Annotated in this window: 22 protein-coding genes; 11 read left to right on the top strand and 11 right to left on the bottom strand. The window is 61.8% G+C overall.

Annotated elements, in window-relative coordinates; genetic code table 11:
- Positions 1-169 precede the first annotated feature (169 nt).
- The 8 genes from glpD to K5K89_RS06670 all read left to right on the top strand — a co-directional run bounded on the left by glpD (position 170) and on the right by K5K89_RS06670 (position 9,038).
- Positions 170-1,708, top strand: coding sequence for a glycerol-3-phosphate dehydrogenase (gene glpD / locus K5K89_RS06705; protein WP_071488707.1), 1,539 nt, complete (start codon positions 170-172; stop codon positions 1,706-1,708).
- A 324-nt stretch (positions 1,709-2,032) separates the two neighbouring features.
- Positions 2,033-2,959, top strand: a complete 927-nt coding sequence (locus K5K89_RS06700) for a glutamate/aspartate ABC transporter substrate-binding protein (protein ID WP_058423787.1) — start codon at positions 2,033-2,035, stop codon at positions 2,957-2,959.
- 193 nt (positions 2,960-3,152) lie between these two features.
- Positions 3,153-3,899 (top strand): amino acid ABC transporter permease, encoded by a 747-nt coding sequence (locus K5K89_RS06695; RefSeq protein ID WP_071488705.1) that lies wholly within the window; start codon positions 3,153-3,155, stop codon positions 3,897-3,899.
- Positions 3,899-4,570, top strand: a complete 672-nt coding sequence (locus K5K89_RS06690) for an amino acid ABC transporter permease (protein ID WP_071488704.1) — start codon at positions 3,899-3,901, stop codon at positions 4,568-4,570. The genes K5K89_RS06695 and K5K89_RS06690 overlap by 1 nt, the downstream gene beginning before the upstream one ends.
- Complete coding sequence (locus tag K5K89_RS06685) at positions 4,567-5,301, top strand: amino acid ABC transporter ATP-binding protein (RefSeq protein WP_071488703.1); 735 nt, start codon at positions 4,567-4,569, stop codon at positions 5,299-5,301. Before K5K89_RS06690 ends, K5K89_RS06685 begins: the two co-directional genes overlap by 4 nt.
- 151 nt (positions 5,302-5,452) lie before the next feature.
- The gene (locus K5K89_RS06680; protein ID WP_222541075.1) at positions 5,453-7,354 is read left to right on the top strand and encodes a sensor histidine kinase; all 1,902 of its coding nucleotides are present in this window, start codon (positions 5,453-5,455) and stop codon (positions 7,352-7,354) included.
- On the top strand, positions 7,351-8,700 hold the full coding sequence (locus K5K89_RS06675; RefSeq protein ID WP_071488701.1) for a sigma-54-dependent transcriptional regulator: 1,350 nt from the start codon (positions 7,351-7,353) through the stop codon (positions 8,698-8,700). Before K5K89_RS06680 ends, K5K89_RS06675 begins: the two co-directional genes overlap by 4 nt.
- A complete protein-coding gene (locus tag K5K89_RS06670; RefSeq protein ID WP_071488700.1) occupies positions 8,700-9,038 on the top strand; it encodes a GlpM family protein in 339 nt (112 codons plus the stop codon). Before K5K89_RS06675 ends, K5K89_RS06670 begins: the two co-directional genes overlap by 1 nt.
- A 122-nt stretch (positions 9,039-9,160) precedes the next feature.
- On the opposite strand, the gene K5K89_RS06665 is transcribed toward K5K89_RS06670, so the two are convergent.
- Genes K5K89_RS06665 through K5K89_RS06640 form a run of 6 tightly spaced genes read right to left on the bottom strand, consistent with a single transcriptional unit; the run spans position 9,161 to position 16,436 of the window.
- Positions 9,161-10,558, bottom strand: a complete 1,398-nt coding sequence (locus K5K89_RS06665) for a sigma-54-dependent transcriptional regulator (RefSeq protein WP_071488699.1) — start codon at positions 10,556-10,558, stop codon at positions 9,161-9,163.
- A complete protein-coding gene (locus tag K5K89_RS06660) occupies positions 10,548-12,317 on the bottom strand; it encodes a sensor histidine kinase (protein WP_071488698.1) in 1,770 nt (589 codons plus the stop codon). The genes K5K89_RS06665 and K5K89_RS06660 overlap by 11 nt, the downstream gene beginning before the upstream one ends.
- Entirely contained in the window at positions 12,317-13,441 is a 1,125-nt protein-coding gene (locus K5K89_RS06655; protein ID WP_071488697.1) for a GNAT family N-acetyltransferase, read from the bottom strand. Before K5K89_RS06655 ends, K5K89_RS06660 begins: the two co-directional genes overlap by 1 nt.
- Before the next feature lie 13 nt (positions 13,442-13,454).
- The gene (locus K5K89_RS06650) at positions 13,455-14,354 is read right to left on the bottom strand and encodes an alpha/beta hydrolase (RefSeq protein ID WP_071488696.1); all 900 of its coding nucleotides are present in this window, start codon (positions 14,352-14,354) and stop codon (positions 13,455-13,457) included.
- Entirely contained in the window at positions 14,351-15,745 is a 1,395-nt protein-coding gene (locus K5K89_RS06645) for an aspartate aminotransferase family protein (protein ID WP_071488695.1), read from the bottom strand. Before K5K89_RS06645 ends, K5K89_RS06650 begins: the two co-directional genes overlap by 4 nt.
- Positions 15,738-16,436: an MtnX-like HAD-IB family phosphatase gene (locus tag K5K89_RS06640; protein ID WP_071488694.1), complete on the bottom strand. Its 699-nt coding sequence runs from the start codon at positions 16,434-16,436 to the stop codon at positions 15,738-15,740. Before K5K89_RS06640 ends, K5K89_RS06645 begins: the two co-directional genes overlap by 8 nt.
- A 226-nt stretch (positions 16,437-16,662) precedes the next feature.
- Between K5K89_RS06640 and K5K89_RS06635 the strand changes: the two genes are divergently transcribed.
- The gene (locus tag K5K89_RS06635) at positions 16,663-17,433 is read left to right on the top strand and encodes a MipA/OmpV family protein (protein WP_071488693.1); all 771 of its coding nucleotides are present in this window, start codon (positions 16,663-16,665) and stop codon (positions 17,431-17,433) included.
- Between the two features lie 55 nt (positions 17,434-17,488).
- Positions 17,489-18,355 (top strand): fatty acid desaturase family protein, encoded by an 867-nt coding sequence (locus K5K89_RS06630; protein WP_071488692.1) that lies wholly within the window; start codon positions 17,489-17,491, stop codon positions 18,353-18,355.
- A 4-nt stretch (positions 18,356-18,359) separates the two neighbouring features.
- On the opposite strand, the gene K5K89_RS06625 is transcribed toward K5K89_RS06630, so the two are convergent.
- From K5K89_RS06625 to K5K89_RS06605, 5 genes are all read right to left on the bottom strand, one after another.
- A complete protein-coding gene (locus K5K89_RS06625; RefSeq protein ID WP_071488691.1) occupies positions 18,360-18,764 on the bottom strand; it encodes an EamA family transporter in 405 nt (134 codons plus the stop codon).
- Entirely contained in the window at positions 18,761-19,141 is a 381-nt protein-coding gene (locus K5K89_RS06620) for a transporter (RefSeq protein WP_016977488.1), read from the bottom strand. The genes K5K89_RS06625 and K5K89_RS06620 overlap by 4 nt, the downstream gene beginning before the upstream one ends.
- Entirely contained in the window at positions 19,138-20,058 is a 921-nt protein-coding gene (locus tag K5K89_RS06615; RefSeq protein ID WP_222541074.1) for an arginase family protein, read from the bottom strand. The genes K5K89_RS06620 and K5K89_RS06615 overlap by 4 nt, the downstream gene beginning before the upstream one ends.
- 185 nt (positions 20,059-20,243) lie before the next feature.
- Positions 20,244-20,897 (bottom strand): DsbA family oxidoreductase, encoded by a 654-nt coding sequence (locus K5K89_RS06610; protein WP_222541073.1) that lies wholly within the window; start codon positions 20,895-20,897, stop codon positions 20,244-20,246.
- A gap of 55 nt (positions 20,898-20,952) precedes the next feature.
- A complete protein-coding gene (locus K5K89_RS06605) occupies positions 20,953-21,972 on the bottom strand; it encodes an alpha/beta fold hydrolase (RefSeq protein WP_071488688.1) in 1,020 nt (339 codons plus the stop codon).
- A 182-nt stretch (positions 21,973-22,154) separates the two neighbouring features.
- Here K5K89_RS06605 and metR point away from each other — a divergent pair, with 182 nt between their 5' ends.
- Positions 22,155-23,072 (top strand): transcriptional regulator MetR, encoded by a 918-nt coding sequence (gene metR, locus K5K89_RS06600; RefSeq protein WP_071488687.1) that lies wholly within the window; start codon positions 22,155-22,157, stop codon positions 23,070-23,072.
- Positions 23,073-23,081: the final 9 nt, after the last annotated feature.

Raw genomic sequence — 23,081 nt, 5'->3', positions numbered from 1 at the left:
CATTTCTCCAGCCAGCACTGGCTCATGTTCACAAATTTTCCTTTGCCCGCCCTTCGATGAGTTTTTTCAATCGAACTCAGGTGGCTGCGCGCGCGTTTATCAGCTACCATTTTCGCAAATGAACATTAATGTTCGAATTCCAATACGAAAAAGATCGCGAGGCCAGCCGATGAACCCTTCTACCTTGCCTGCTCCACCGCTTGCCGAAGTCTATGATGTTGCCGTTATCGGCGGCGGGATCAATGGCGTCGGTATTGCAGCAGACGCAGCCGGTCGCGGTTTGTCGGTATTCCTTTGCGAAAAGGACGACCTGGCCAGCCACACCTCCTCCGCCAGCAGCAAGCTGATCCACGGCGGCCTGCGCTACCTCGAACATTACGAATTCCGCCTGGTGCGCGAAGCCCTGGCCGAACGTGAAGTGCTGCTGGCCAAGGCCCCGCACATCGTCAAGCAGATGCGCTTCGTGCTGCCGCACCGCCCGCACCTGCGTCCGGCGTGGATGATCCGCGCCGGCCTGTTTCTGTACGACCACTTGGGCAAGCGTGAAAAACTGGCCGGTTCGAAAAGCCTCAAGTTCGGCGCCGACAGCCCGCTGAAAAGCGAAATCACCCAAGGTTTCGAATACTCCGACTGCTGGGTCGATGACGCCCGCCTCGTGGTGCTCAACGCTATGGCCGCCCGCGAAAAAGGCGCGCACATCCACACCCAGACCCGTTGCATCAGCGCCCACCGCAGCAATGGCATGTGGGAAATGAACATGGAGCGCGCCGACGGCAGCCTGTTTTCGATCCGCGCCCGGGCCCTGGTGAACGCTGCCGGCCCGTGGGTCGCCAAGTTCATCAAGGACGACCTTAAGCTGGATTCGCCCTACGGCATCCGCCTGATCCAGGGCAGCCACCTGATCGTGCCGAAACTGTATGAAGGCGCCCACGCGCATATCCTGCAGAACGAAGACCAGCGCATCGTCTTCACCATTCCGTACCTGAACCACCTGACCATCATCGGCACCACCGACCGCGAATACACCGGCGATCCGGCAAAAGTGGCGATCACCGAAGGTGAAACCGACTACATGCTGAAAGTGGTCAACGCGCACTTCAAGAAGCAACTGAGCCGCGATGACATCGTGCACACCTACTCCGGCGTACGCCCGCTGTGCAACGACGAATCGGACAACCCGTCGGCCATCACCCGTGACTACACCCTGGCACTGTCCGGTGGCACGGGCGAAGCGCCGATCCTGTCGGTGTTCGGCGGCAAGCTGACCACCTATCGCAAACTCGCTGAATCGGCCATGGCGCAACTGGCACCGTACTTCACCCAGATGCGCCCGAGCTGGACCGCCACCGCCAGCCTGCCGGGCGGTGAAAACATGACGACGCCAGAAGCCCTGGCCGAAGCCATTCGTAGCAAGTTCGACTGGATACCGAGCGAGATCGCCCGCCGTTGGTCCACCACCTACGGCAGCCGCACCTGGCGCCTACTGGAAGGTGTGCAGTCGCTGGCCGACCTGGGTGACCACCTGGGCGGTGGCCTGTACACCCGCGAAGTCGATTACCTGTGCGCCGAAGAGTGGGCCACCCAGCCCCAGGACGTGCTGTGGCGCCGTACCAAGCTCGGCCTGTTCACCACCCCGGAAGAACAGGACAACGTGCAACGTTACCTGTCCAAGGTCGAGCAGACCCGTGCAAAGATTGAAGCGGCCTGATCAGGTCGCCCCGCAAAGCCCCTGCGCCGGACGGCCCAGGGGCTTTTTTATGCAAGATAAATCCCACACGCCCTATTCGGTTTTCCGAACGCCATACCACAGCCTATTCGGATTGCCGGATCACGGCATGATAAATTCCTCGAAACAAAAATTTAATACCCTTATAAATCAAATAGATAACCTTTTATTCGAGGTATGGCACGACTCATGCTCTACACTCCCTGACGATTGCCTGAGACGCCTCAGGAGCCGTCACGGGCATTCGCTGTACAAGAGAGCCGTCTAGCCGGCTTCATAAAAAAAACAAATGTCGAGGAAGTATTGATGCGCATCGTTCCCCATATCCTGGGCGCAGCTATCGCTGCTGCTCTGATCAGCACTCCAGTTTTCGCCGCCGAACTCACCGGCACACTGAAGAAAATCAACGACTCCGGCACCATCACCCTCGCTCACCGCGACAGCTCCATTCCGTTTTCCTACATCGCGGATGGCTCGGGCAAACCTGTGGGCTACTCCCACGACATTCAGCTGGCTATCGTTGAAGCCCTGAAAAAAGACCTGAACAAGCCCGACCTGAAGGCCAAGTACAACCTGGTCACTTCGCAAACCCGTATTCCGCTGATCCAGAACGGCACCGCGGACCTCGAGTGCGGTTCCACCACCAACAACGCCGAACGCGCCCAACAAGTTGATTTCACCGTCAACATCTTCGAAATCGGCACCCGTCTGCTGGTCAAGAAAGACAAGGATGGCAAGCCGAGCTACGCCGACTTCGCCGACCTGAAAGGCAAGAACGTCGTGACCACCGCTGGCACCACGTCCGAGCGCATCATCAAGGCGATGAACGCCGACAAGCAGATGGGCATGAACGTCATCTCCGCCAAAGACCACGGCGAATCCTTCCAGATGCTGGAAAGCGGCCGCGCCGTAGCGTTCATGATGGACGACGCCCTGCTGGCCGGTGAAGAAGCCAAGGCCAAGAAGCCGGACGACTGGGTCATCACCGGTACTCCACAGTCCTTTGAGGCCTACGCCTGTATGGTTCGCAAAGGCGACCCGGACTTCAAGAAGGCTGTAGATGACGCCATCGTTGCCCTGTACAAATCCGGCGAAATCAACAAGATCTACAGCAAATGGTTCGAGAGCCCGATCCCACCAAAAGGCCTGAACCTGAACTTCCCGATGAGCGACAAGGTGAAGGAGCTGATCGCCAACCCAAGCGACAAACCAGCCCCTGACGTAAAAATCTGATACCTGACTAAGCTTATCTCCTGAGGGAGCCAACCTCCCTCAGGCGTCTGTTACTACCTGCTGGCTTTATTGTGGAACACTCGACCTGGCGGTTTTCGAGCCGATCGCGTGTGCCTGGCGTTCATCGCCAGGCGGGAAAGGATCTTCCCCAAGCGGGTGCTTGTACATCGATCGATCTCGAGGGGAGACCCTAATGAATTACAACTGGGACTGGGGCGTGTTCTTCAAGTCCACTGGCGTGGGCAGCGAGACTTATCTCGACTGGTACATCGCTGGCTTGGGCTGGACCATCGCCATCGCTGTCGTGGCATGGATTATCGCCTTGCTGCTGGGGTCCATTCTGGGCGTCATGCGCACCGTGCCAAACCGCATCGTAGCGGGCATCGCGACCTGCTACGTGGAACTGTTTCGTAACGTGCCGCTGCTGGTTCAGCTGTTCATCTGGTACTTCCTGGTACCCGACATGCTGCCGCAGAACCTGCAGGACTGGTACAAACAGGACCTCAACCCGACCACCTCCGCCTACCTGAGCGTTGTCGTGTGCCTGGGCCTGTTCACCGCCGCCCGAGTGTGCGAGCAAGTGCGTACCGGCATCCAGGCGCTGCCACGCGGCCAGGAATCCGCTGCACGCGCCATGGGCTTCAAGCTGCCGCAGATCTACTGGAACGTGCTGCTGCCCCAGGCCTACCGGATCATCATTCCGCCGCTTACCTCGGAATTCCTCAACGTCTTCAAGAACTCCTCCGTGGCGTCCCTGATCGGCCTGATGGAACTGCTGGCGCAAACCAAGCAGACCGCCGAGTTCTCGGCCAACCTGTTTGAAGCCTTCACCCTGGCCACGCTGATCTACTTCACCCTGAACATGAGCCTGATGTTGCTGATGCGCGTGGTCGAGAAGAAAGTCGCAGTGCCCGGCCTGATCTCCGTGGGGGGTAAATAATGGACTTCGATTTCAGCGGCATCATCCCCGCCATCCCGGGCCTGTGGAACGGCATGGTCATGACCCTGCAGTTGATGGTCATGGGCGTGGTCGGCGGTATCGCGCTGGGTACGGTCCTGGCGCTGATGCGCCTGTCGTCCAGCAAACTGCTGTCGCGCGTTGCCGGCGCTTATGTGAACTACTTCCGCTCGATCCCTCTGCTGCTGGTGATCACCTGGTTCTACCTGGCGGTGCCGTTCGTATTGCGCTGGATCACCGGCGAAGACACCCCGATCGGCGCATTCACCTCCTGCGTCGTGGCGTTCATGATGTTCGAAGCCGCGTACTTCTGTGAAATCGTGCGGGCCGGCGTGCAGTCGATCCCCAAGGGCCAGATGGCGGCTGCACAGGCCATGGGCATGACCTACGGCCAGACGATGCGCCTGATCATCCTGCCCCAGGCGTTCCGCAAGATGACCCCGTTGCTGCTGCAACAGTCGATCATCCTGTTCCAGGACACCTCGCTGGTCTACACCGTGGGCCTGGTGGATTTCCTCAACTCCGCCCGTTCCAACGGCGACATCATCGGCCGCTCCAATGAGTTCCTGGTTTTCGCCGGTGTCGTCTACTTCATCATCAGCTTTTCCGCCTCGCTGCTGGTCAAGCGTCTGCAAAAAAGGTTTGCCGTATGATCTCTATCAAGAACATCAACAAGTGGTATGGCGACTTCCAGGTGCTGACCGATTGCAGCACCGAGGTTAAAAAAGGCGAAGTGATCGTGGTGTGCGGGCCGTCCGGCTCGGGTAAATCCACCCTGATCAAGTGCGTCAACGCGCTGGAACCGTTCCAGAAGGGCGACATCGTGGTCGACGGCACTTCCATCGCCGACCCGAAGACCAACCTGCCGCAGCTGCGCTCGCGCGTCGGCATGGTGTTCCAGCACTTCGAACTGTTCCCGCACCTGACCATCACCGAAAACCTGACCATCGCGCAGATCAAGGTGCTGGGCCGCAGCAAGGAAGAAGCCACCAAGAAAGGCCTGCAACTGCTCGAGCGCGTCGGCCTGTCGGCACATGCGCACAAGCACCCGGGCCAGCTCTCCGGCGGCCAGCAACAACGTGTGGCGATTGCCCGCGCCCTGGCCATGGACCCGATCGTCATGCTGTTCGACGAACCGACCTCGGCGCTGGACCCGGAAATGGTCAACGAAGTGCTCGACGTGATGGTGCAACTGGCCCAGGAAGGCATGACCATGATGTGCGTGACCCACGAAATGGGCTTCGCCCGCAAAGTGGCCGACCGCGTGATCTTCATGGACGCCGGCAAGATCATCGAAGACTGCCCGAAAGAAGAGTTCTTCGGCGACATCAGCGCCCGCTCCGAACGCGCGCAGCACTTCCTCGAGAAAATCCTGCAGCACTAAGAAGCAACTCGCTGCTCTGTCTGTGAAGACGGGCTTGTTGTGGCGAGCGGGCTTGCCCCGCGTCGGGCTGCTGCGCAGCCCGACGCGGGGCAAGCCCGCTCGCCACAGAATAAGCACCATCAGCACAACTGGTTGACCCAAGGCATCTGTGATGAAATGCGACCCCAACCAATTTCGCGCCGCACCGCCATCACTTGCCGTGAAACCACGTCTGATCCGCCAACTGTTCCTGCCGCCCCTGATCATCGCCCTGATGATCGGCCTGGGTTTCATCGGCTTCTGGGTCAGTGAGTACTACGGCATCCGCACCCTCAGCGACACCGGCGAACGCCAGTTGGAGTTGCATGCCCGCACCGTCGAAAGCGAGCTGAGCAAATACACCTACCTGCCCAGCCTGCTGGAACTGGAGTCCAGCGTCTCCACGCTGCTGGCCGACCCGAACCAGGAAACCCGCAAGACCGTTAACGATTACCTCGAAGGCCTGAACCGACGCAGTCGCAGTCGGGCCATCTACGTGATGGACACCACCGGCCGCGTGCTGGCCACCAGTAACTGGCGCGATGCCGACAGTTACCAGGGTGAAGACCTGTCCTTCCGCGCCTATTTCCAGAACGCCGTGCGGGGCCAGCCAGGTCGCTTCTACGGCATCGGCAGCACCAACGGCGAACCCGGCTACTACCTGGCCCACGGCCTGGAAGAGCATGGCAAGATCATCGGCGTCGCGGTGGTCAAGGTACGCCTCGAAGCCCTCGAGGAGCGCTGGCAACGCGCACGCCTCGAAGCGTTCGTGAGCGACGAAAACGGCATCATCATCCTCTCCAGTGACCCGGCCCGGCGCCTCAAGGCCGTGCGCCCGCTGAGCGATGACACCAAGGACCGCCTGGCCCACAGCCTGCAATATTACTGGGCGACGCTGAACGAGCTGGAGCCCCTGGCCCGCGAGCGCCTCAACGAAGGCACCGAGAAGCTGACCTTCCCGGCCAACAGCGAAGTGGTCAACGACGCCCACGAAGTCAGCTACCTGGCGCAGACCCGTCCGCTCAACGACACGCCGTGGAATTTCACCCTGCTCACCCCGCTCAACGACCTGCGCCGCGCCGCAATCAACCAGGGCATCCTGGTGGCCGTTGCGTTTGGCCTGGTGGCGTTTTTGCTGATTGCCTGGAACGAGCGACGCAAAGTCATCGCCACCCGCCTCGCCGCACGGGAAGCCTTGCAGGAAGCCAACAGCCAGTTGGAACGACGGATTGCCGAGCGCACCGCCGACCTGCGCGCCAGCAACGAACGGCTCAAGGGCCAGATCCGCGAACGGCGCCAGGCCGAAGAAACCCTGCGCCGTGCCCAGGATGAACTGGTGCAGGCCGGCAAACTGGCGGCCATCGGCCAGATGTCCACCAGCATCGCCCACGAATTGAATCAGCCACTGGCCGCGCTGCGTACCCTGTCCGGCAACACCGTGCGTTTCCTGGAGCGCGGCGCCCTGGATACCGCCAGCGCCAACCTCAAGACCATCAATGAACTGATCGACCGCATGGGCCGTATCACCGCCAGCCTGCGCTCCTTCGCCCGGCGCGGAGACGACCAGGGCGAAGCCAGCCTGGCCAAAGCGATAGACGCCGCGTTCCAGGTGCTCGGCGCACGCCTGGACAGCCTGCCACTGACCCTGCACCGCGACTTTTCCCACGCCCAATTGCAAATCGACCAGACGCGCCTGGAACAGATCCTGGTCAACCTGATCGGCAATGCCCTCGACGCCATGCAAGCCCAACCGGCCCCGCAATTGTGGCTGGAGGGCAGCAGCAGCGAGGGCAAATACCGCCTGCAAGTGCGCGACAATGGCCACGGCATCGATCCCGAGGCGCGCAAGCATTTGTTCGAACCGTTCTTCACCACCAAGCCCGGCGAGCAAGGCCTGGGCCTGGGCCTGACGCTGTCCGCCAGCCTCGCGGCGGCCACCGGCGGCAACCTCGCCGTGGAACACCCGGCCAGTGGTGGAACGGCCTTTGTCTTGTGCCTGCCGCTGGCGGGCACTCAACAAGCTGAGTCGACATGAATACAAACGCTACCGCCGTTAAAGAAGACCTCACCGTGCTGATCGTCGAAGACGACCCCCACGTGTTGCTCGGCTGCCAGCAAGCCCTGGCCCTGGAAGATATTCCCAGCGTCGGCGTGGGCAGTGCCGAAGAAGCCTTGAAGCGCATCGGCGAAAACTTCGCCGGCATCGTGATCAGCGATATCCGTTTGCCGGGCATCGACGGCCTGGAGCTGCTCACCCGCCTCAAGGCCCTGGATAAAAGCCTGCCGGTGGTGCTGATTACCGGGCACGGCGATATTTCCATGGCGGTCGGCGCGATGCGCAACGGCGCCTATGACTTCATGGAGAAACCCTTCTCCCCCGAACGCCTGGTCGACGTCGCCCGGCGCGCCCTGGAGCAGCGCGGGCTGGCGCGGGAAGTCTGGTCGCTGCGCCGCCAATTGGCCGAGCGCGATTCGTTGGAAGGCCGCATCATCGGCCGTTCGCCGGCCATGCAGAACCTGCGCGAACTGATCGCCAACGTCGCCGACACCTCGGCCAACGTGCTGATCGAAGGCGAGACCGGCACCGGCAAGGAACTGGTCGCGCGCTGCCTGCATGATTTCAGCCGGCGTCACGCCCACCAGTTTGTCGCCCTGAATTGCGGCGGCCTGCCGGAGAACCTCTTCGAAAGCGAGATTTTCGGCCACGAAGCCAACGCCTTCACCGGTGCCGGCAAGCGCCGCATCGGCAAGATCGAACACGCCCACGAAGGCACGCTGTTCCTCGATGAAGTGGAAAGCATGCCGATCAACCTGCAGATCAAGTTGCTGCGGGTATTGCAGGAACGCACTCTGGAACGCCTGGGGTCGAACCAGAGTGTCGCAGTGGATTGCCGGGTGATCGCCGCCACCAAGTCCGACCTCGACGAACTGAGCCGCGCCAACCAGTTCCGCAGCGACCTGTACTACCGCCTCAACGTGGTAACCCTGGAACTGCCGCCCCTGCGCGAGCGTCGCGAAGACATCCTGCAACTGTTCGAACACTTCCTGCAGCAGTCATCCCTGCGTTTCGACCGCACTGCGCCGGAGCTGGACAACCAGACCCTGTCGAGCCTGATGAGCCACGACTGGCCGGGCAACGTGCGCGAATTGCGCAACGTCGCCGAACGCTTCGCCCTCGGCCTGCCCGCCTTCAAGAAAAGCGGCGCCAGCAGCGGCGGCCAGGGGCTGGCCTTTACCGAGGCAGTGGAGGCCTTCGAACGCAACCTGCTCAACGATGCGCTGCAACGCAGCGGCGGCAACCTGACCCAGGCCAGCCAGGAACTGGGGATGGCCAAGACCACGCTGTTCGACAAGGTCAAGAAGTACGGGTTGAGTCACTGATGGACTTGCTATTGAAGGCCGCCCTCGGCGCGGCAGTGGTGCTGATTCTGGCGGCGCTGGCCAAGACCAAAAACTATTACATCGCAGGGCTGGTGCCGCTGTTTCCGACCTTTGCATTGATCGCCCACTACATCGTCGGCAAAGGGCGCTCGGTAGACGACTTGAAGACCACGATCCTGTTCGGGATGTGGTCGATCATTCCGTATTTTGTGTACCTGGCAACCTTGTATGTGATGGTCGATCGGATGCGGTTGGAAGCGTCACTGGCCGTGGCCGCCGTGGCGTGGTTGATGGCCGCGACGGTGCTGGTGAGCATCTGGGTACGCGTCCACACCTGACCCAACACGGTCAAAACTGTGGGAGGGGGCTTGCCCCCGATGGCGGTGTATCAGAGACAGAAAAGCTGTCTGACCCACTGCAATCGGGGGCAAGCCCCCTCCCACATTTGAACCTCGGTGTGTCAGCGGACGATCTTGTCGACCTGAATGCCCAGCTTCTTCAGGCGATACCAGAAACTGCGCTCGGAAATCCCGATCTTCGCCGCCGCTGCGGCCTGCACGCCATTGCTCTCCTGCAACGCTGCCAGAATATAGGCCTTCTCCACCTCTGCCAGCGCCGCATCCAGGTCCTGGGGAATGCCCGGCCCATCGCTGAGGATCGCCGTCACACCGCCCTCGCTCGGTTTGGATGCAAACAGATAACCCGGCAGGTCGATATCCTCGATTACCGGTGACGCCGCCACGATGGTCGCGCGCTCCACGCAGTTCTGCAGTTCACGGATATTGCCCGGCCAGTGATACGCCGCCATGGCCTGCAAGGCTTCCGGGCTGAAGCCAGTGATGCGTTTGCCGGCGGTGGCACTCAGGGTGTGGGCGAAGTGGCGGGCCAACGGCGCGATGTCTTCCACCCGCTCGCGCAAGGCCGGCAACGGGATCGGGAACACGTTGAGGCGGTAATACAGGTCTTCGCGAAACTCTTTGTTGGCCACCGCGTCCAGCAAATTCTTGTTGGTGGCGGCAATCACCCGCACGTCCACCTTGCGCTCGCGCGGGTCGCCCACCGGTTCGATCACCCGCTCCTGCAATGCACGCAGGATCTTCGCCTGCAACGCCAACGGCATGTCGCCCACTTCGTCGAGAAACAACGTGCCCTTGTCGGCCTGCTGGAAACGCCCTACCCGGTCGGCCACGGCACCGGTAAACGCGCCTTTGCGATGGCCGAACATTTCGCTTTCCAGCAGCCCTTCCGGGATCGCCGCACAGTTGACCGCCACGAACGGCTGGTCGGCACGGCTGCCGTGTTTGTGGATGGCGCGGGCGACCATTTCCTTGCCGGTGCCGCTTTCGCCGGTGAGCAGGATGGTGGCGCTGCTGTCGCGCACCGAGTCCACCGCCTGCAGCACTTTGCGAAACGCCGGGCTGTCGCCGACCAGGCTGTCGAACTGTGCGTGCTCGTCCAGTTCGGCGCGCAGGCGCGCGTTGTCGCGCATGATGTCGCGAAACTGCAGGGCCTTGGCCACGGTGATGTCCAGCTCGTCGATATCGAACGGCTTGGCGATGTAGTCGTAGGCGCCATTGCGCATCGACTGCACGGCGTTTTTCACGGTGCTGTAGGCAGTCATCACGATCACCGGCACGTGGGGGTAACGCACCTTGATCTCGGCCAGCAGCGCCGGCCCGTCCATGCCTGGCATGCGCCAGTCGCTGATCACCAGGTCGATGTCTTCCTGCTCCAGCACCTTGAGCGCGTGCAGGCCGTTGCCGGCGATGAACACCTGCACGTTGTTCTGGCCCAGGGCCGACGCCAGCAGGTCGCAGAGCTTGGGTTCGTCGTCGACTACCAGAATGTTATGCGTCATGACTGTCCTCGTCGTCTTCGCCCATCGCCGGAATGTACAGGCTGAACGTGGCGCCGGCATCTTTTTCACTGGCGCATTCGATGCTGCCGTCGTGACTTTCCATGATCGAATAGACTTTGGCCAGGCCCAGCCCGGTGCCCGAGGCCTTGGTGGTGACGAACGGGGTAAAGATACGTTCGATCATGTCCGCCGGAATGCCCTGGCCGGTGTCGGCGATGCTGATCACTGTGTTGTCGTCCACCGAGCGAATGCCCAACGTCAGCCGCCCGCCTTCGGGCATCGCGTCGACGGCGTTGAGAATCAGGTTGAGACACGCCTGCTTGAGCTGCTTGGCGTCGGCATAGATGGTCGCTCCCGGCGCCTGGTCATCGACATGCGCATCGATCGCATGGGTGGCCAGTTCCGGCGCGCAAAAGCCGAGGATCTCGTCCACCAGCGCGCGCGCCGGCTGCAACACGCGCAGCGGCGGGTTGGGCTTGGCGAAGTCGAGGAACTCGGTGATCAGGTCGTTGATGCGGCTGACCTCACTGACCACGTATTCCAGGTGACGCTTGTCGGTTTCCGGCAGATCGGCACGCCGATGCAACAGTTGCGTGGCTGTCTTGATGATGCCCAGCGGGTTGCGGATCTCGTGGGCCAGGCCCATGGCGACTTCGCCCAGGGCGTGCAGGCGATCGCGTCGGCGCAACTGGGCCTCAAGGTAATGCAACTCGCCCAGGCGCTCGGTCATATGGTTGAAGGTGCTGCTCAACTGCGCCAGCTCATCGCCGCCGCTGACCGGCACACGGTGTTCGTAGTGACCCGAAATCACCGCGTCCACACCTTGGGACAGGTCGCGCAGCGGTTTGGTCAGGCGCCGCGACACCAGCACCCCGGCCGCCAGCGACAAGGCCGAGCTAAGCAGGAAGATCAGCACGAACAGGTTGCTCTGGTTGACCAGCCCGACCAGGCTGGTGTGGCGCAGCAGACCGCTGAAAATCACGCCCTGCAAATCCCCCGCATCATTGAAGATCGGCCAGTACAGCCCGCTGTAGTTGTTGGTGAACTGCTCGCTGGGCTGGCGGGTGCTGCGCATCGCCGCTTCGACGCTCTTGGGGATGCGCGAGGGGTGATCCACGAAGCGCTGGGTCGAGAAGATCTCGGAAAAACCGTCGGGGTTGGCCAGGTACAGGCGCAGGTCGAGGGAATGCACATCGGCCACGCTGGTGAGGAAACTGCTGTCCAGGTAGGTGGCGACCAGCAACAGGTAGTCGACACCGTCACGGCTGGTTTCAAAGGTCGACACCACCAGGCCGGTATTCACCCCGGCCACCTGCACGGTCTGCAACACCGCGTTGCTGGTCAGGTTGATCTGTTTGACGATGTCATCGGAGGCGGTGCTGAATTCGACCTTGTGGTCGCTGGCGCGAATCAGCGCCACCACGTCGATGTCGGTAGCGTCGGCAATGTCGGCGGTCAGGCGGTCGTGCTTGGCGGCTTGCCGGCTTGACGGCGGGCTGGTGTAGCGCAGGAACAACTTGGCCATGCGCGCGTTGTCGTGAAGGATGTCACCGATTTCGTCCTTGACGATCTTGGTCGACTCCTGCAGCCAGATGCGCACGTTGCTGTCGAAGATCTGCGACAGCGTGGTCGCGGCCAGCTCGGCCGCGATCATGGTAGGAATCACGCTGACCAACCAGAACGCCAGCACCAGCTTGCGCTGGACGCTCCAGCGCGAAATGGCAAAGGGGCGGGCTTTCTGGCGGGTCTTGGTGATCATCAGGTTTCGCTTATCGCAGCAGCCATGGCAGGGTCGGAACGGTCCGGTCGAATAAACAGTTTTACAAGCTTGAGCAGGCCGTTGACCAGCCGATTGCGGTGACGAAAAAACACACTGTTGCCCTGGAACTCGCAACCCAGGCGCAGCTTACTGGCATACCCGGCCTGGCCGCACTCATACACGGCAATATTGTGTTGAATACAGTAGTCGACATTGGTCAGCCAGCTGCGGAAGTACAGGTTGTAGTCGCGGGTGAACGCCACGTCATGCCCGAAAAACTTGTCCACCAGCCGGTGTTGGTCGACCAGCACCAGGTTGAACGCCACCAGTTGCTCGTCCACCCAGTAAAGAACACAGACCGCGCGCTCATCCAGGCGTTCGAGCACACCGGTGAAGTAACCGGCGGGCAGCCGTTCGAACTGCAACTCGGCACGCGTGAGCGTGGCCTCGTACAAGCGCATCACCTCGGGCAGCACGTCGTCGATATTGCGCCGCCACTCCACCCGCGGCCCCGGCGCACGCAGCTTGCGGCGCAGGTCCTTGCGCGTGGATTTGCCCAGCGAACCCAGGTAGGCATCCACCGAGCCGTACGGCAGCGGCAACACGCCGGTGGGCAAGCTCGGCATGCTCTGGAAGCCTGCCGCGCGGCAGCTCTGGAGCCAATGCGGATCCTTGCTCGGCGCATCCTTGACCGCCACCAGGCCGATGCCGAAGTCATCGGCATCCTGGCGGGCGGCGCCCAGCAGGTGCTTGAGCAACAGCGGACGCTGCGCATCCGCCACGCTGCTGGCGAAACCCACGTCGCAGCGTTCGGCCACCGGCGATCCGAGGGCATACAGCCCCAGTTGCAAAAGCCCCGGCCACAATCGTTCGACACGTTCGGTCAAGCGCTTGCCGGCGCCCGACACCGTGGTGTCGAGGCGATAATGCGTGATGAACGCGGCAGCCACGGCCACCAGCGTTCCATCCTGATAAACCGCGAGATAACGCCACTGGAAATCATCAATGGCCGCGTTTTCCACGGCTACGTAATAGTCCCAGTCCTCCAGGGCACCCGGGAAACAGTCGTTCCAGGCACTGCGCTGGATAGCCCGGATGGTCGGGAAGGCTTGGGCGGTGATCACATCGTGTCCTTTGTCAGAGTCTATGGCGGAGAGCGGGCTTGTTGTGGCGAGCGGGCTCGCCACAAAGTGAACTGGCGCCCATGGCGGAGGTGTGTTGTTCGACGAAATCGGCGCTCAATTCGATCACCCGGCGGTATTGCAGGTCGACGGTGATCATGTGGTAGCAGTTGTCCAGCAGGATCTTGGTCACCGGCCCGCCGAGGTGGCGTTCCACGTAATCGGCGTTCCAGCGGCTGGTGATGTCGTCCTCGATGGAGTGCAATACCAGCGCCGGTACGTTGATCGACGGCATGCGTTTCTTGACCACGGCGTTCATCCAGTGCAATTCACGCACCGTCACGCCCTCCATCGTCAACAGGCCCGCCTCGCTGCTTTCGCCTTCCTTCATCTGCCGTTCAACGATGGCGCGCAGGCGTTCGTTCTTGATGCCGTAGGGCGGCTTCTCGGTAAAGCGGAACAGGCGCACGCCGAACGGGATACGGATGAGCAACGGCGTGATAAACGCCATTTTGTTGATGCTCCACCCGTCGTACTTGAGCGTGGTGGAATACATCAGCAAACCGGCCACCTGGCCCGGATGCTCCGACGCCAGGTACATCGACATCACCGCGCCCATCGACAAGCCGCCGACAAACACCTGCGCGTGGCGTTGCTTCACGCCCACGAAGGTCTTGCGCACGCCTTCGTACCAGTCCCGCCAGCCCGTGGCCTGCAGGTCGCTGTTGTCACCGCAGTGCCCGGCCAGGGTGGGCACGTACACCGTGCAATTGCCCACCTTGGCCAGGCCCTTGGCGACCTGGCGCAACTCCGTCGGGGTGCCGGTCAGGCCGTGGATCAACAGGATCCCGACCGGACCGTCACCGAGAACGAAACCGGCATCACCTTCACCGAGGTCGATCCCGACGCTGTTCACCGGTTGGTCGCCCGCACCAGCAGTTGCTCGAGCAGCTTCAGGCCCAGCTCGATTTCCGGGTAGCTGATTTCCAGGGACGGTGCCAGGGTGATCACGTTCTTGTAGTAGCCGCCCACGTCGAGGATCAGCCCGAGTTTCTGGCCGTCCACCACCATGTCGCCTTTCATGCCTTCTTCGACCATGTAGTCCAGGGTCGCCTTGTCCGGGGTGAAACCATCCGGGGCGCAGATTTCGCAGCGCAGCGCCAGGCCCAGGCCGTCGACATCGCCAATGATCGGGAAACGTTTCTGCAGGTCCTGCAGGCCTTCGAGGAAGAACTTGCCCTTGGCCATGACCATCGCGCCGTAGTCGATCTCGTTGGTCATCTTGAACATTTCCAGGCCTACCGCCGTGCCCAACGGGTTGGAGGCGAAGGTGGAGTGGGTCGAACCTGGCGGGAAGATCTTCGGGTTGATCAACTCTTCACGGGCCCAGATGCCGCCCAGTGGGTTGAGGCCGTTGGTCAGCGCCTTGCCGAACACGATCACATCCGGCTGCACGTCAAAGTGTTCGATCGACCACAGTTTGCCGGTGCGGTAGAAGCCCATCTGGATCTCGTCGGAGACCATCAGGATGCCGTGTTGATCCAGCACGTGCTTCAACTCGCGGTAGAAGTTCATCGGCGGGATCACGTAGCCGCCGGTGCCCTGGATCGGCTCGACGTAGAACGCGGCGTATTCGCTGGAGCCGACTTTCGGGTCCCACACCCCGTTGTATTCAGTCTCGAACAGGCGGGCGAATTGCTGCACGCAGTGGCTGCCGTATTCTTCCTTGGTCATGCCTTTGGGGCCACGGAAGTGGTACGGGAACGGGATGAACTGCGCGCGCTCGCCGAAGTGGCCGTAGCGACGACGGTAGCGGTAGCTGGAGGTGATCGACGAAGCACCCAGGGTGCGCCCGTGGTAGCCGCCCTCGAAGGCGAACATCAGGCTCTTGCCGTTGGTGGCGTTACGCACCACTTTCAGGGAGTCTTCGATGGACTGCGAACCGCCGACGTTGAAGTGCACGCGACCGTCGAGGCCGAATTTCTTCTTGGCGTCGACCGCGATCATTTCCGACAGCTCGATCTTGCCCTTGTGCAGGTACTGGCTGGCAATTTGCGGCAGCGTGTCGATCTGCTGTTTCAACGCGTTGTTCAGGCGTGGGTTGGCGTAGCCGAAGTTGACCGCCGAGTACCACATTTGCAGGTCGAGATAGGCCTGGTCTTCGGTGTCCCACACGTAGGAGCCTTCGCAACGGCTGAAAATACGCGGCGGCTCGATGTAGTGAACGGTATCGCCGTAGGAGCAATACTTGGCTTCTTTGTCCAGAAGGATCTGGTCTTCGGCGGTAGCGATACGGATATCAGACATGATGGAAGAGTTCCTGGTTGTCAGCAGTAAAGGTGGTGGCGTTTGCGGCGATGCCCTGAGGCAGCAGGGCCAGCAATGCAGGCAGTTCGGCAAAGGTGTCGAAGCGTGCGTGAGGAATGTCGTTGGCTTCGCAGTACTTGGCGAGGCTGCCCTTGGCGAACACGAAGTCGGCGGTGGAGGCCACGCACATATCGGACTTGCCGTCGCCGATCACCAGCACGCGCTTGTTGCGTGGGGTGGACTTGCACTTGCAGTTGCCGGAAGCGGCACGGCAGGCGTCGCTGGCATACGGGAAGTCGATGCGCCAGCTGTTCTGGTCGACCTGGCGCAGGCGGTTGGCAAGGATCGGCAGCAAGGTCACGTAGTTGCGCGACAGGATGCGGGCGATGCCCTGCTCGATGCCGTCGCTGACCACTTCGATGGTCGCACCCAGTCCCATGACGTGGTCGACGAAGTCGGGGAAGTCCGGGTCGATCTCGACGCTGTCGAAGTACGCCAGCAGCTCGGAAGGTGTGGCCTTGATCAGCGCCAGTTGGCGGCTCAGGCATTCGCGTGAACCGATATGCCCATCCAGCCATTCCTGTTCGATGGTTTCCCACTCGGGGCCGGCGAAGCGTTGGAGGACGTTGTCGATGACATCGGTGGGGGTAATGGTCCCGTCGAAGTCACACACGATATGCCACTGGATCATCGTTGTTTACCTTGGAGGAGCGCGCTGTGTGCGCTTGCACCAGAGGTAGAGCAGGGACTGTGCCAACTGGCCACCACCCAGCAGGGCTGGGGCTCTGGCGCGTATCGAGGGCGGAATGTGTCGTCGAAGCTACAATTTTTGTAGCTTGCTACAAACAAGATGAGTGCTTGCGTGAAGCGGGCCCTTCGCGCGTTCATGCGCACGTAATCAATCAAGGAACCTGACCATGTACAGGATCACATGCGCTGCATTCGCCGGTTTGCTTGGCCTTTGGAGCTTTTCAAACGCTGCCCTGGCCGAAGGCATCACCGGTGAAGTGGGCGCAGGCATCAGTTATCAACCCCATGACCCCACCGCCAGCCGCTACGAAGTTCGCCCCGTGCCCTACCTGGACCTGGATTGGGGCAGCGTCAGCCTGGGCACCGATGACGGCTTGACCTGGAGCGCGCTCAACACCCACGGCTTTACCGCCGGCCCCTATATCAACTACCTGTCGGGGCGCACGTCCAATGGCGACCTGCAAGGCCTGCGCAATGTGTCGGACATGGCCGAGGTGGGTGGCTTCGTCCAGTACGCCCCGGCTGATTTCTGGAGGGTCTACGCGCAATTGGGGCAAGCCGTGGGCGGTGGGCATTCGCAGAGTGGCGCCCTCGGCAAACTGGGCGGCGAACTGGGCTACCCGCTGGGCGGCGGGATCATCGGCAGCAGCGGGCTGGTCGCGCATTTTGCCGATGCACGCCAGACCAACACGTTTTTTGGCGTGGATGACAACGAAGCCGCTTCCACCGGCTTTCGTCCCTACAACGCCAGCGGTGGTTTCCAGAACCTGACGCTGACCCAGAGTTTCGAATTTCCCCTGGCTGCCAACTGGTCCTTGCTGACCAGCGCCAGCTGGATTCACTTGGTGGGATCGGCCGCCAACAGCAGCATCGTCAAAGAGACCGGCGATGTGAACCAGGGCCAGGTGCAGACGGCCATCAGCTACAAGTTCGATTAGGTTGGTCTGGGGTTTGCAACAAGGTGCTGGAATCCACTTTTCCAGGACACTCTTCATGGCTCGCCCCGCTTACCGCCTGCTCCATCACTCGCTCTGGGACCTGGTGCCCATCGCCCTGGGCCTGGCGCATTTCGCATTTGTCGTCTGGCTGGTTGCCGCCTTCCATCACCTGAGCTGGTGGGCCCTGGTGCCGCTGGCGCTGCTTTACGCAGTCAGCCTGTCGTGGAGCATCAACAGCATCTCCCACAACCAGATCCACAACGCCTACTTCACCCATCGCGCCATGAACCGGGCCTTCGACCTGCTGCTGTCGGTGACCATCGGTTTCTCCCAGACGCTCTACCGCGACATCCACAATCGCCACCACCGTGGCAACGCCGACCTGCCGGGGCCGGACGGTAAAACCATCGACCCGCTGTCGATCTACCAGCGTGGCCATAATGGCCAGCCGGAAAACCCGTGGGCCTATACCTTCCTGAGTTTTTTCCGCGACGATCCCAAGCCGTTCTACGCCGAAATGACGCGCAAACGCCCGGCCGATGCGCGCTGGGTGAAAGTCGAGATCGGCGTGACCGTGGCGTTCTACATTGCGCTGGCGTTCTACAACTGGCAGGCGGTGCTGTGGCTGTTGCCGTTCTGGTACCTGGGCCAGTGCCTGTCATCGCTCAATGGCTACTACGAGCATTTCGGCGGCAACCCAAACCTGCCGATCGCCTGGGGCGTGAGTTCCTACAGCGTGCTGTACAACCTGATCTGGATGAATAACGGCTACCACGCCGAGCACCACTACCGGCCGAAGATGCACTGGACCCAGGTGAAGGCGTTTCATCGGGAGATTGCCGAGCAGCAGCGGGAGGCGGGGGTCAAAACACTTCCGGTGTCCCATGGCCTAGGTTTTTTGGTGAAACACCGCAAACCCTAGCCACTCAGTTTTCTTCGCCCTCTGCCAGGAGGGCGATACCCCCGATGATCACCGCCACCCCCACCCAGTGCAGCGGGCTGATATGTTCCCCCAGCCCCAGCCACGACCCGAGCAACACCACCACAAACACCAGTGAACTCAGCGGAAACGCCAGGGACAGGCTGCTGCGCCGCAGGATCAGCATCCATACGAAAAACGCGCCGATGTAGCTGGCAATCGCCGCCAGGATCCCAGGGTTGCGCGCCACTTGCGCCAACCACTGCCAACTGAAATCCATCTGCCCCAGTTGATCCCCGGCCACTTTGGTAAACAACTGGCCAGCGCTTTCGGTGCAGATCAACAAGGCCCACAGCACCACCGTGCCCAAACGCCCATGCAGCCATCCGGTATTCATCGTTTGCGTACTCATGCCTGACTCCCTGCAATCGCCACCAACATCACGCCCAAGGTAATCACCAGCGTGCCAAGCCAACGGCGCCGGCTGACGGTTTCGCCCAGCACCACCTTGCCCGCCAGCACCACGCCGCAATACGCCAGCGCGGCCGCCGGAAACAGCAGGCTCAACGGTGCTCGGGACAACGCTTCGAGCCACACGAAAAATTCGACGGCATAGGCGCCGATCCCCGCCCACAGCAACGGCGCATTGAACACCTGGCCCCAGAACGCATTCAGGCGAAAACCGCCGTCCAACTCCGGCAAACGGTCCAGGCCGATCTTGAAACACAGCTGGCCGATCACATCGAGCACGATGGAAAACGCCACCAGCAACACCACGGTCAACGTCACGGGAACAGCTCCTCAAACAGATCAATCAGGGCTTCATTGGTCGCGGCATTGCGCTGCAAGTCCTCGGCACTCCAGCGTTCGGGCGGCGGCTGGTCGGACTTGGCCTCCCAACGCTTGAAGGCATTGCTGAACGCCGGCGTGGCGAACTCGCCGCACACGTCGATGCCGATGATGCGCTTGCGCGCCGCCAACGCCCGCAAGGCTTGCAGCAGGTGGCTAAGGCGCATGCCGCCCTGATCCCAGTTGGTGGCGGCGTCTTCGCTGGCGAGTACGTCTTTGTCGAGGGTGATCCAGATTGCCTCGGTGGGCAGGCTGTCGATCATCTGCTCAAGGAACGCCGCCCAGTCCAGCTCGGCCAGGTTGCGCCAATGCAGGTGGTTTTCCCGCTGCTGGTGACCAGCGCCGTCCCCTACCCGCCCCCAGACTTTGGAGGGCGCATGCTGCCAGGGAAACAGCTGCAATTGCCCGCGTTTGAGGGCACCGAGGTTGCCGCCGCGCAGTTGCGGGTTGTGCAGGTCGTCGCTGCACGGGCCGAGGGTGACGATGCGTTTGATCGCCGGCATTTTCAACGCGCGATTGACCCACGAACCACAGTGACGCTTGGGCGCAAAGCGCACCCAGTCGGGGTGGTTGTCGAAGTGGATCAGGCTGATGGGCTCTTTCAAATCAGCCAGGAATGCCGGCGTGAGGTGGTGATAATCGCCGGAGCCGACAAACAGGATTTCCGGCCGTGCGTCGGAAGGCCGGGGCCGTTGGGCCAGGCGTTCGGCGAAGCGCTTCCAGGTTTTTTCGGTGGACCACAGGCGCAGCTTGGGGCCAAGGTCCAGCAGGTCGATACGATGGGCGCGCCCACTGGCCAGGCGCCGGGCAATCGGTGCCTGGCCGGTGAGGCTGTGGTCGAGGTCAAGAATGTTCAAGGCAGTGTCCCCTAAGGCTTTATGGGGTCAATGCAAGGGACGGGCCAGCACCTGTCTCAAGACCAATGGAGAACAATGTGGGAGGGAGCTTGCCCCCGATAGCAGAGTGTCAGTCAACACATGTCTTAACTGAACCACCGCTATCGGGGGCAAGCCCCCTCCCACATTTTGACCTGCGTTCGGCGTTAGTTTTTGGATTCGCTGATGATCTGCCGGATCGCGCCTACAAAAGCTTCCGCCGGCTGCCCACCGCTGACGGCATATTGATCGTTGAACACGATGGTCGGCACCGAGGTCACGCCACGGGAGATCCACAGTTGTTCCTGTTCGCGGACTTCGGCGGCGTACTCGTCGCTGGCCAGAATCTCGGCCGCACGCTGGATATCCAGCCCGACGCTCTCGGCAATGATCGCCAGCGTCGCGTGGTCGGACGGGTCCTGCTGGTCGGTGAAATACGCCTTGAACAACGCTTCCTTGAGGTTGTATTGCAAGCCCTCCAGCCCGGCCCAATGCAACAGGCGGTGCGCGTCGAAGGTGTTGTAGATGCGGCTCTGGCCGTCAGTGCGGAAGGCGAAGCCCAACCCGGCGCCCATGTCGCGGATGCGCTCGCGGTTAGCCTGGGATTGCTCGGCGGTGGAGCCATATTTCTCGGTGATGTGCTCGACGATGTTCTGCCCTTCGGCGGGCATGTTCGGGTTCAGTTCGAACGGCTGGAAGTGGATCTCGGCTTGCACGTCGGCGCCAAGCTGGTCGAGGGCTTCGGTCAGGCCGCGCAGGCCGATGATGCACCAGGGGCAGGACACATCGCTGACGAAATCGATTTTCAGGGGAGTACTCATGGCAGGCAACCTCGCTGGCAGTAATGCGCCGTAAAGGTTGCACGATACACCAATGTCACAACACCTTCGAAGGCTCGCCCAGGTCAATCTGCGCCCAGTGCGCCGCATCTTCCCGATGGGCTTGCAGGTACGGCAACACGGCCGTCAACAGGGGCGCCTTGAACGCTTCCTGGAACCGATGGGCCATGCCGGGAATCAGCTTCAACTGGCTGCCCTGGATATGCGCCGCCAGGTGCACGCCGTGCATCACCGGCAACAACGGGTCGGCCGTGCCGTGCACCACCAGGGTCGGCACGCGCAATTGGTTGAGCAACGGCACGCGGCTCGGTTCGGCGAGGATCGCCATGATCTGGCGCTTCACGCCGTCCGGGTTGAAGGCGCGGTCGTAGGACAGCGCCGCCTGGTGCAACAGCGCCTGGCGATCATCCTTGACGTTCGGGCTGCCCAGTGCGGCGAGCAAGTCGGCCTGCTGCTCCAGGGCCACTTCACGATTCGGCGCGCTGCGTCGCGACAACAGCTGTACCAGCGCGGCATTCGGCGCCGGCAGGCCTTCGGCGCCGGAACTGGTCATGATCAGCGTGAGGCTTTCGACCCGCTGCGGCGCCATGGCGGCCAGGTGCTGGGCGATCATCCCGCCCATGCTCGCGCCGAGTACGTGGAATTGCTGGATCTGCAACGCGTCCATCAGGCCTATGGCGTCATCGGCCATGTCGGTCAAGGTATACGGAGCCGCCACCGGCAGGCCGAGTTTGTAGCGCAGCACTTCGAAGGTCAGGTTGGCATTGGCCGGAGCCTGGCGCCAGGTAGACAGGCCGACGTCTCGATTGTCATAGCGGATCACCCGGAACCCTTGCTGGCACAAGGCGACGACCACCTCGTCAGGCCAGTGGATCAACTGCCCGCCCAGGCCCATCACCAGCAGCAAGGCAGGGTCGGACGCACGGCCGATGCTCTGGTAGGCGATGCTCACCTGAGCCAGGTCGACCGTTTGGGTCGGGACATTCACATCACATCGAGAAGCCGCAAAAGACGGCAGGCCGAACACTAAGGCGGCCAATAAAAACAACACACGCATGGAAAACACCGAAACGCAGAACCCCAGTAGAGCGCGAGTCTGATGAAGTTTGTTCAAGCGCGCTGCCACAGTTGCGTGACAGTTTGATGAAGAGTGCTCAACGGTCACTGTCGACAGGGCTTACAACATGAGACAAACTCACGTCATTCCGATTCTTCACAAATTGTATTCATGGAGAGCCCGTGCTCGAAATCCGTCACCTCAAGACCCTGCACGCCCTGCGCGAAGCCGACAGCCTGGTGGAAGCGGCCGAGCGCCTGCACCTCACGCAATCAGCGCTGTCTCACCAGTTCAAGGAACTGGAAGAACGCCTGGGCATGCCGCTGTTCGTGCGCAAGACCAAGCCGCTGCGTTTCACCAGCGCAGGGCTGCGCCTGCTGCAACTGGCCGACGCCACCCTGCCGCTGCTGCGCGGCGCCGAGCGGGATATTGCGCGATTGGCCGGCGGCACCGCCGGGCGCCTGCACATGGCGATCGAGTGCCACAGTTGCTTCCAGTGGCTGATGCCGACCATCGACCAGTTCCGCGATGCCTGGCCGGAAGTCGAGCTGGACCTGGCCTCGGGTTTCGCCTTCGCCCCGCTGCCGGCCCTGGCCCGTGGCGACCTCGACCTGGTGGTCACCTCCGACCCGCTCGAGTTGCCCGGCATCACCTACGTGCCGCTGTTCACCTACGAAGCCATGCTGGCCGTGGCCAATCAGCACCCGTTGGCGAACAAGGCGTACATCGTGCCGGAGGACCTGCTGACCGAAACCCTGATCACCTACCCGGTGGAGCGTGACCGCCTGGACATCTTCACCCGCTTCCTGGAACCGGCCGACGTGGAACCGGCCCAGGTGCGCACCTCGGAACTGACGGTGATGATGATGCAACTGGTGGCCAGCGGCCGTGGCGTATGCGGCATGCCCCACTGGGCGCTGCATGAATACAGCTCGCGTGGTTATGTGAAAGCCAAGCGCCTCGGCGAGAAAGGCTTGTTCGCGACGTTGTATGCGGGGATTCGCGCCGACATGCTGGATGCACCGTACATGCGCGACTTCCTGCTGACGGCCAAGGACACCTCGTTCTCCACCCTGGATGGCGTCAGCGCGGTTCGCTGACCGCCCCCC

The sequence above is a fragment of the Pseudomonas sp. DR208 genome, assembly GCF_019823005.1.
Classification (GTDB): domain Bacteria; phylum Pseudomonadota; class Gammaproteobacteria; order Pseudomonadales; family Pseudomonadaceae; genus Aquipseudomonas; species Aquipseudomonas extremorientalis.
Note: the sequence above shows the minus strand (reverse complement) of the source record. Positions and strands in the feature narration are given on the sequence as shown.

Bases quoted from the DNA above. Each gene is read 5' to 3' on its own strand.
- glpD (WP_071488707.1), top strand. From the start codon at position 170: ATGAACCCTTCTACCTTGCCTGCTCCACCGCTTGCCGAAGTCTATGAT.
- K5K89_RS06700 (WP_058423787.1), top strand. From the start codon at position 2,033: ATGCGCATCGTTCCCCATATCCTGGGCGCAGCTATCGCTGCTGCTCTG.
- K5K89_RS06695 (WP_071488705.1), top strand. From the start codon at position 3,153: ATGAATTACAACTGGGACTGGGGCGTGTTCTTCAAGTCCACTGGCGTG.
- K5K89_RS06690 (WP_071488704.1), top strand. From the start codon at position 3,899: ATGGACTTCGATTTCAGCGGCATCATCCCCGCCATCCCGGGCCTGTGG.
- K5K89_RS06685 (WP_071488703.1), top strand. From the start codon at position 4,567: ATGATCTCTATCAAGAACATCAACAAGTGGTATGGCGACTTCCAGGTG.
- K5K89_RS06680 (WP_222541075.1), top strand. From the start codon at position 5,453: ATGAAATGCGACCCCAACCAATTTCGCGCCGCACCGCCATCACTTGCC.
- K5K89_RS06675 (WP_071488701.1), top strand. From the start codon at position 7,351: ATGAATACAAACGCTACCGCCGTTAAAGAAGACCTCACCGTGCTGATC.
- K5K89_RS06670 (WP_071488700.1), top strand. From the start codon at position 8,700: ATGGACTTGCTATTGAAGGCCGCCCTCGGCGCGGCAGTGGTGCTGATT.
- K5K89_RS06665 (WP_071488699.1), bottom strand. From the start codon at position 10,558: ATGACGCATAACATTCTGGTAGTCGACGACGAACCCAAGCTCTGCGAC.
- K5K89_RS06660 (WP_071488698.1), bottom strand. From the start codon at position 12,317: ATGATCACCAAGACCCGCCAGAAAGCCCGCCCCTTTGCCATTTCGCGC.
- K5K89_RS06645 (WP_071488695.1), bottom strand. From the start codon at position 15,745: ATGTCTGATATCCGTATCGCTACCGCCGAAGACCAGATCCTTCTGGAC.
- K5K89_RS06640 (WP_071488694.1), bottom strand. From the start codon at position 16,436: ATGATCCAGTGGCATATCGTGTGTGACTTCGACGGGACCATTACCCCC.
- K5K89_RS06635 (WP_071488693.1), top strand. From the start codon at position 16,663: ATGTACAGGATCACATGCGCTGCATTCGCCGGTTTGCTTGGCCTTTGG.
- K5K89_RS06630 (WP_071488692.1), top strand. From the start codon at position 17,489: ATGGCTCGCCCCGCTTACCGCCTGCTCCATCACTCGCTCTGGGACCTG.
- K5K89_RS06625 (WP_071488691.1), bottom strand. From the start codon at position 18,764: ATGAGTACGCAAACGATGAATACCGGATGGCTGCATGGGCGTTTGGGC.
- K5K89_RS06610 (WP_222541073.1), bottom strand. From the start codon at position 20,897: ATGAGTACTCCCCTGAAAATCGATTTCGTCAGCGATGTGTCCTGCCCC.
- K5K89_RS06605 (WP_071488688.1), bottom strand. From the start codon at position 21,972: ATGCGTGTGTTGTTTTTATTGGCCGCCTTAGTGTTCGGCCTGCCGTCT.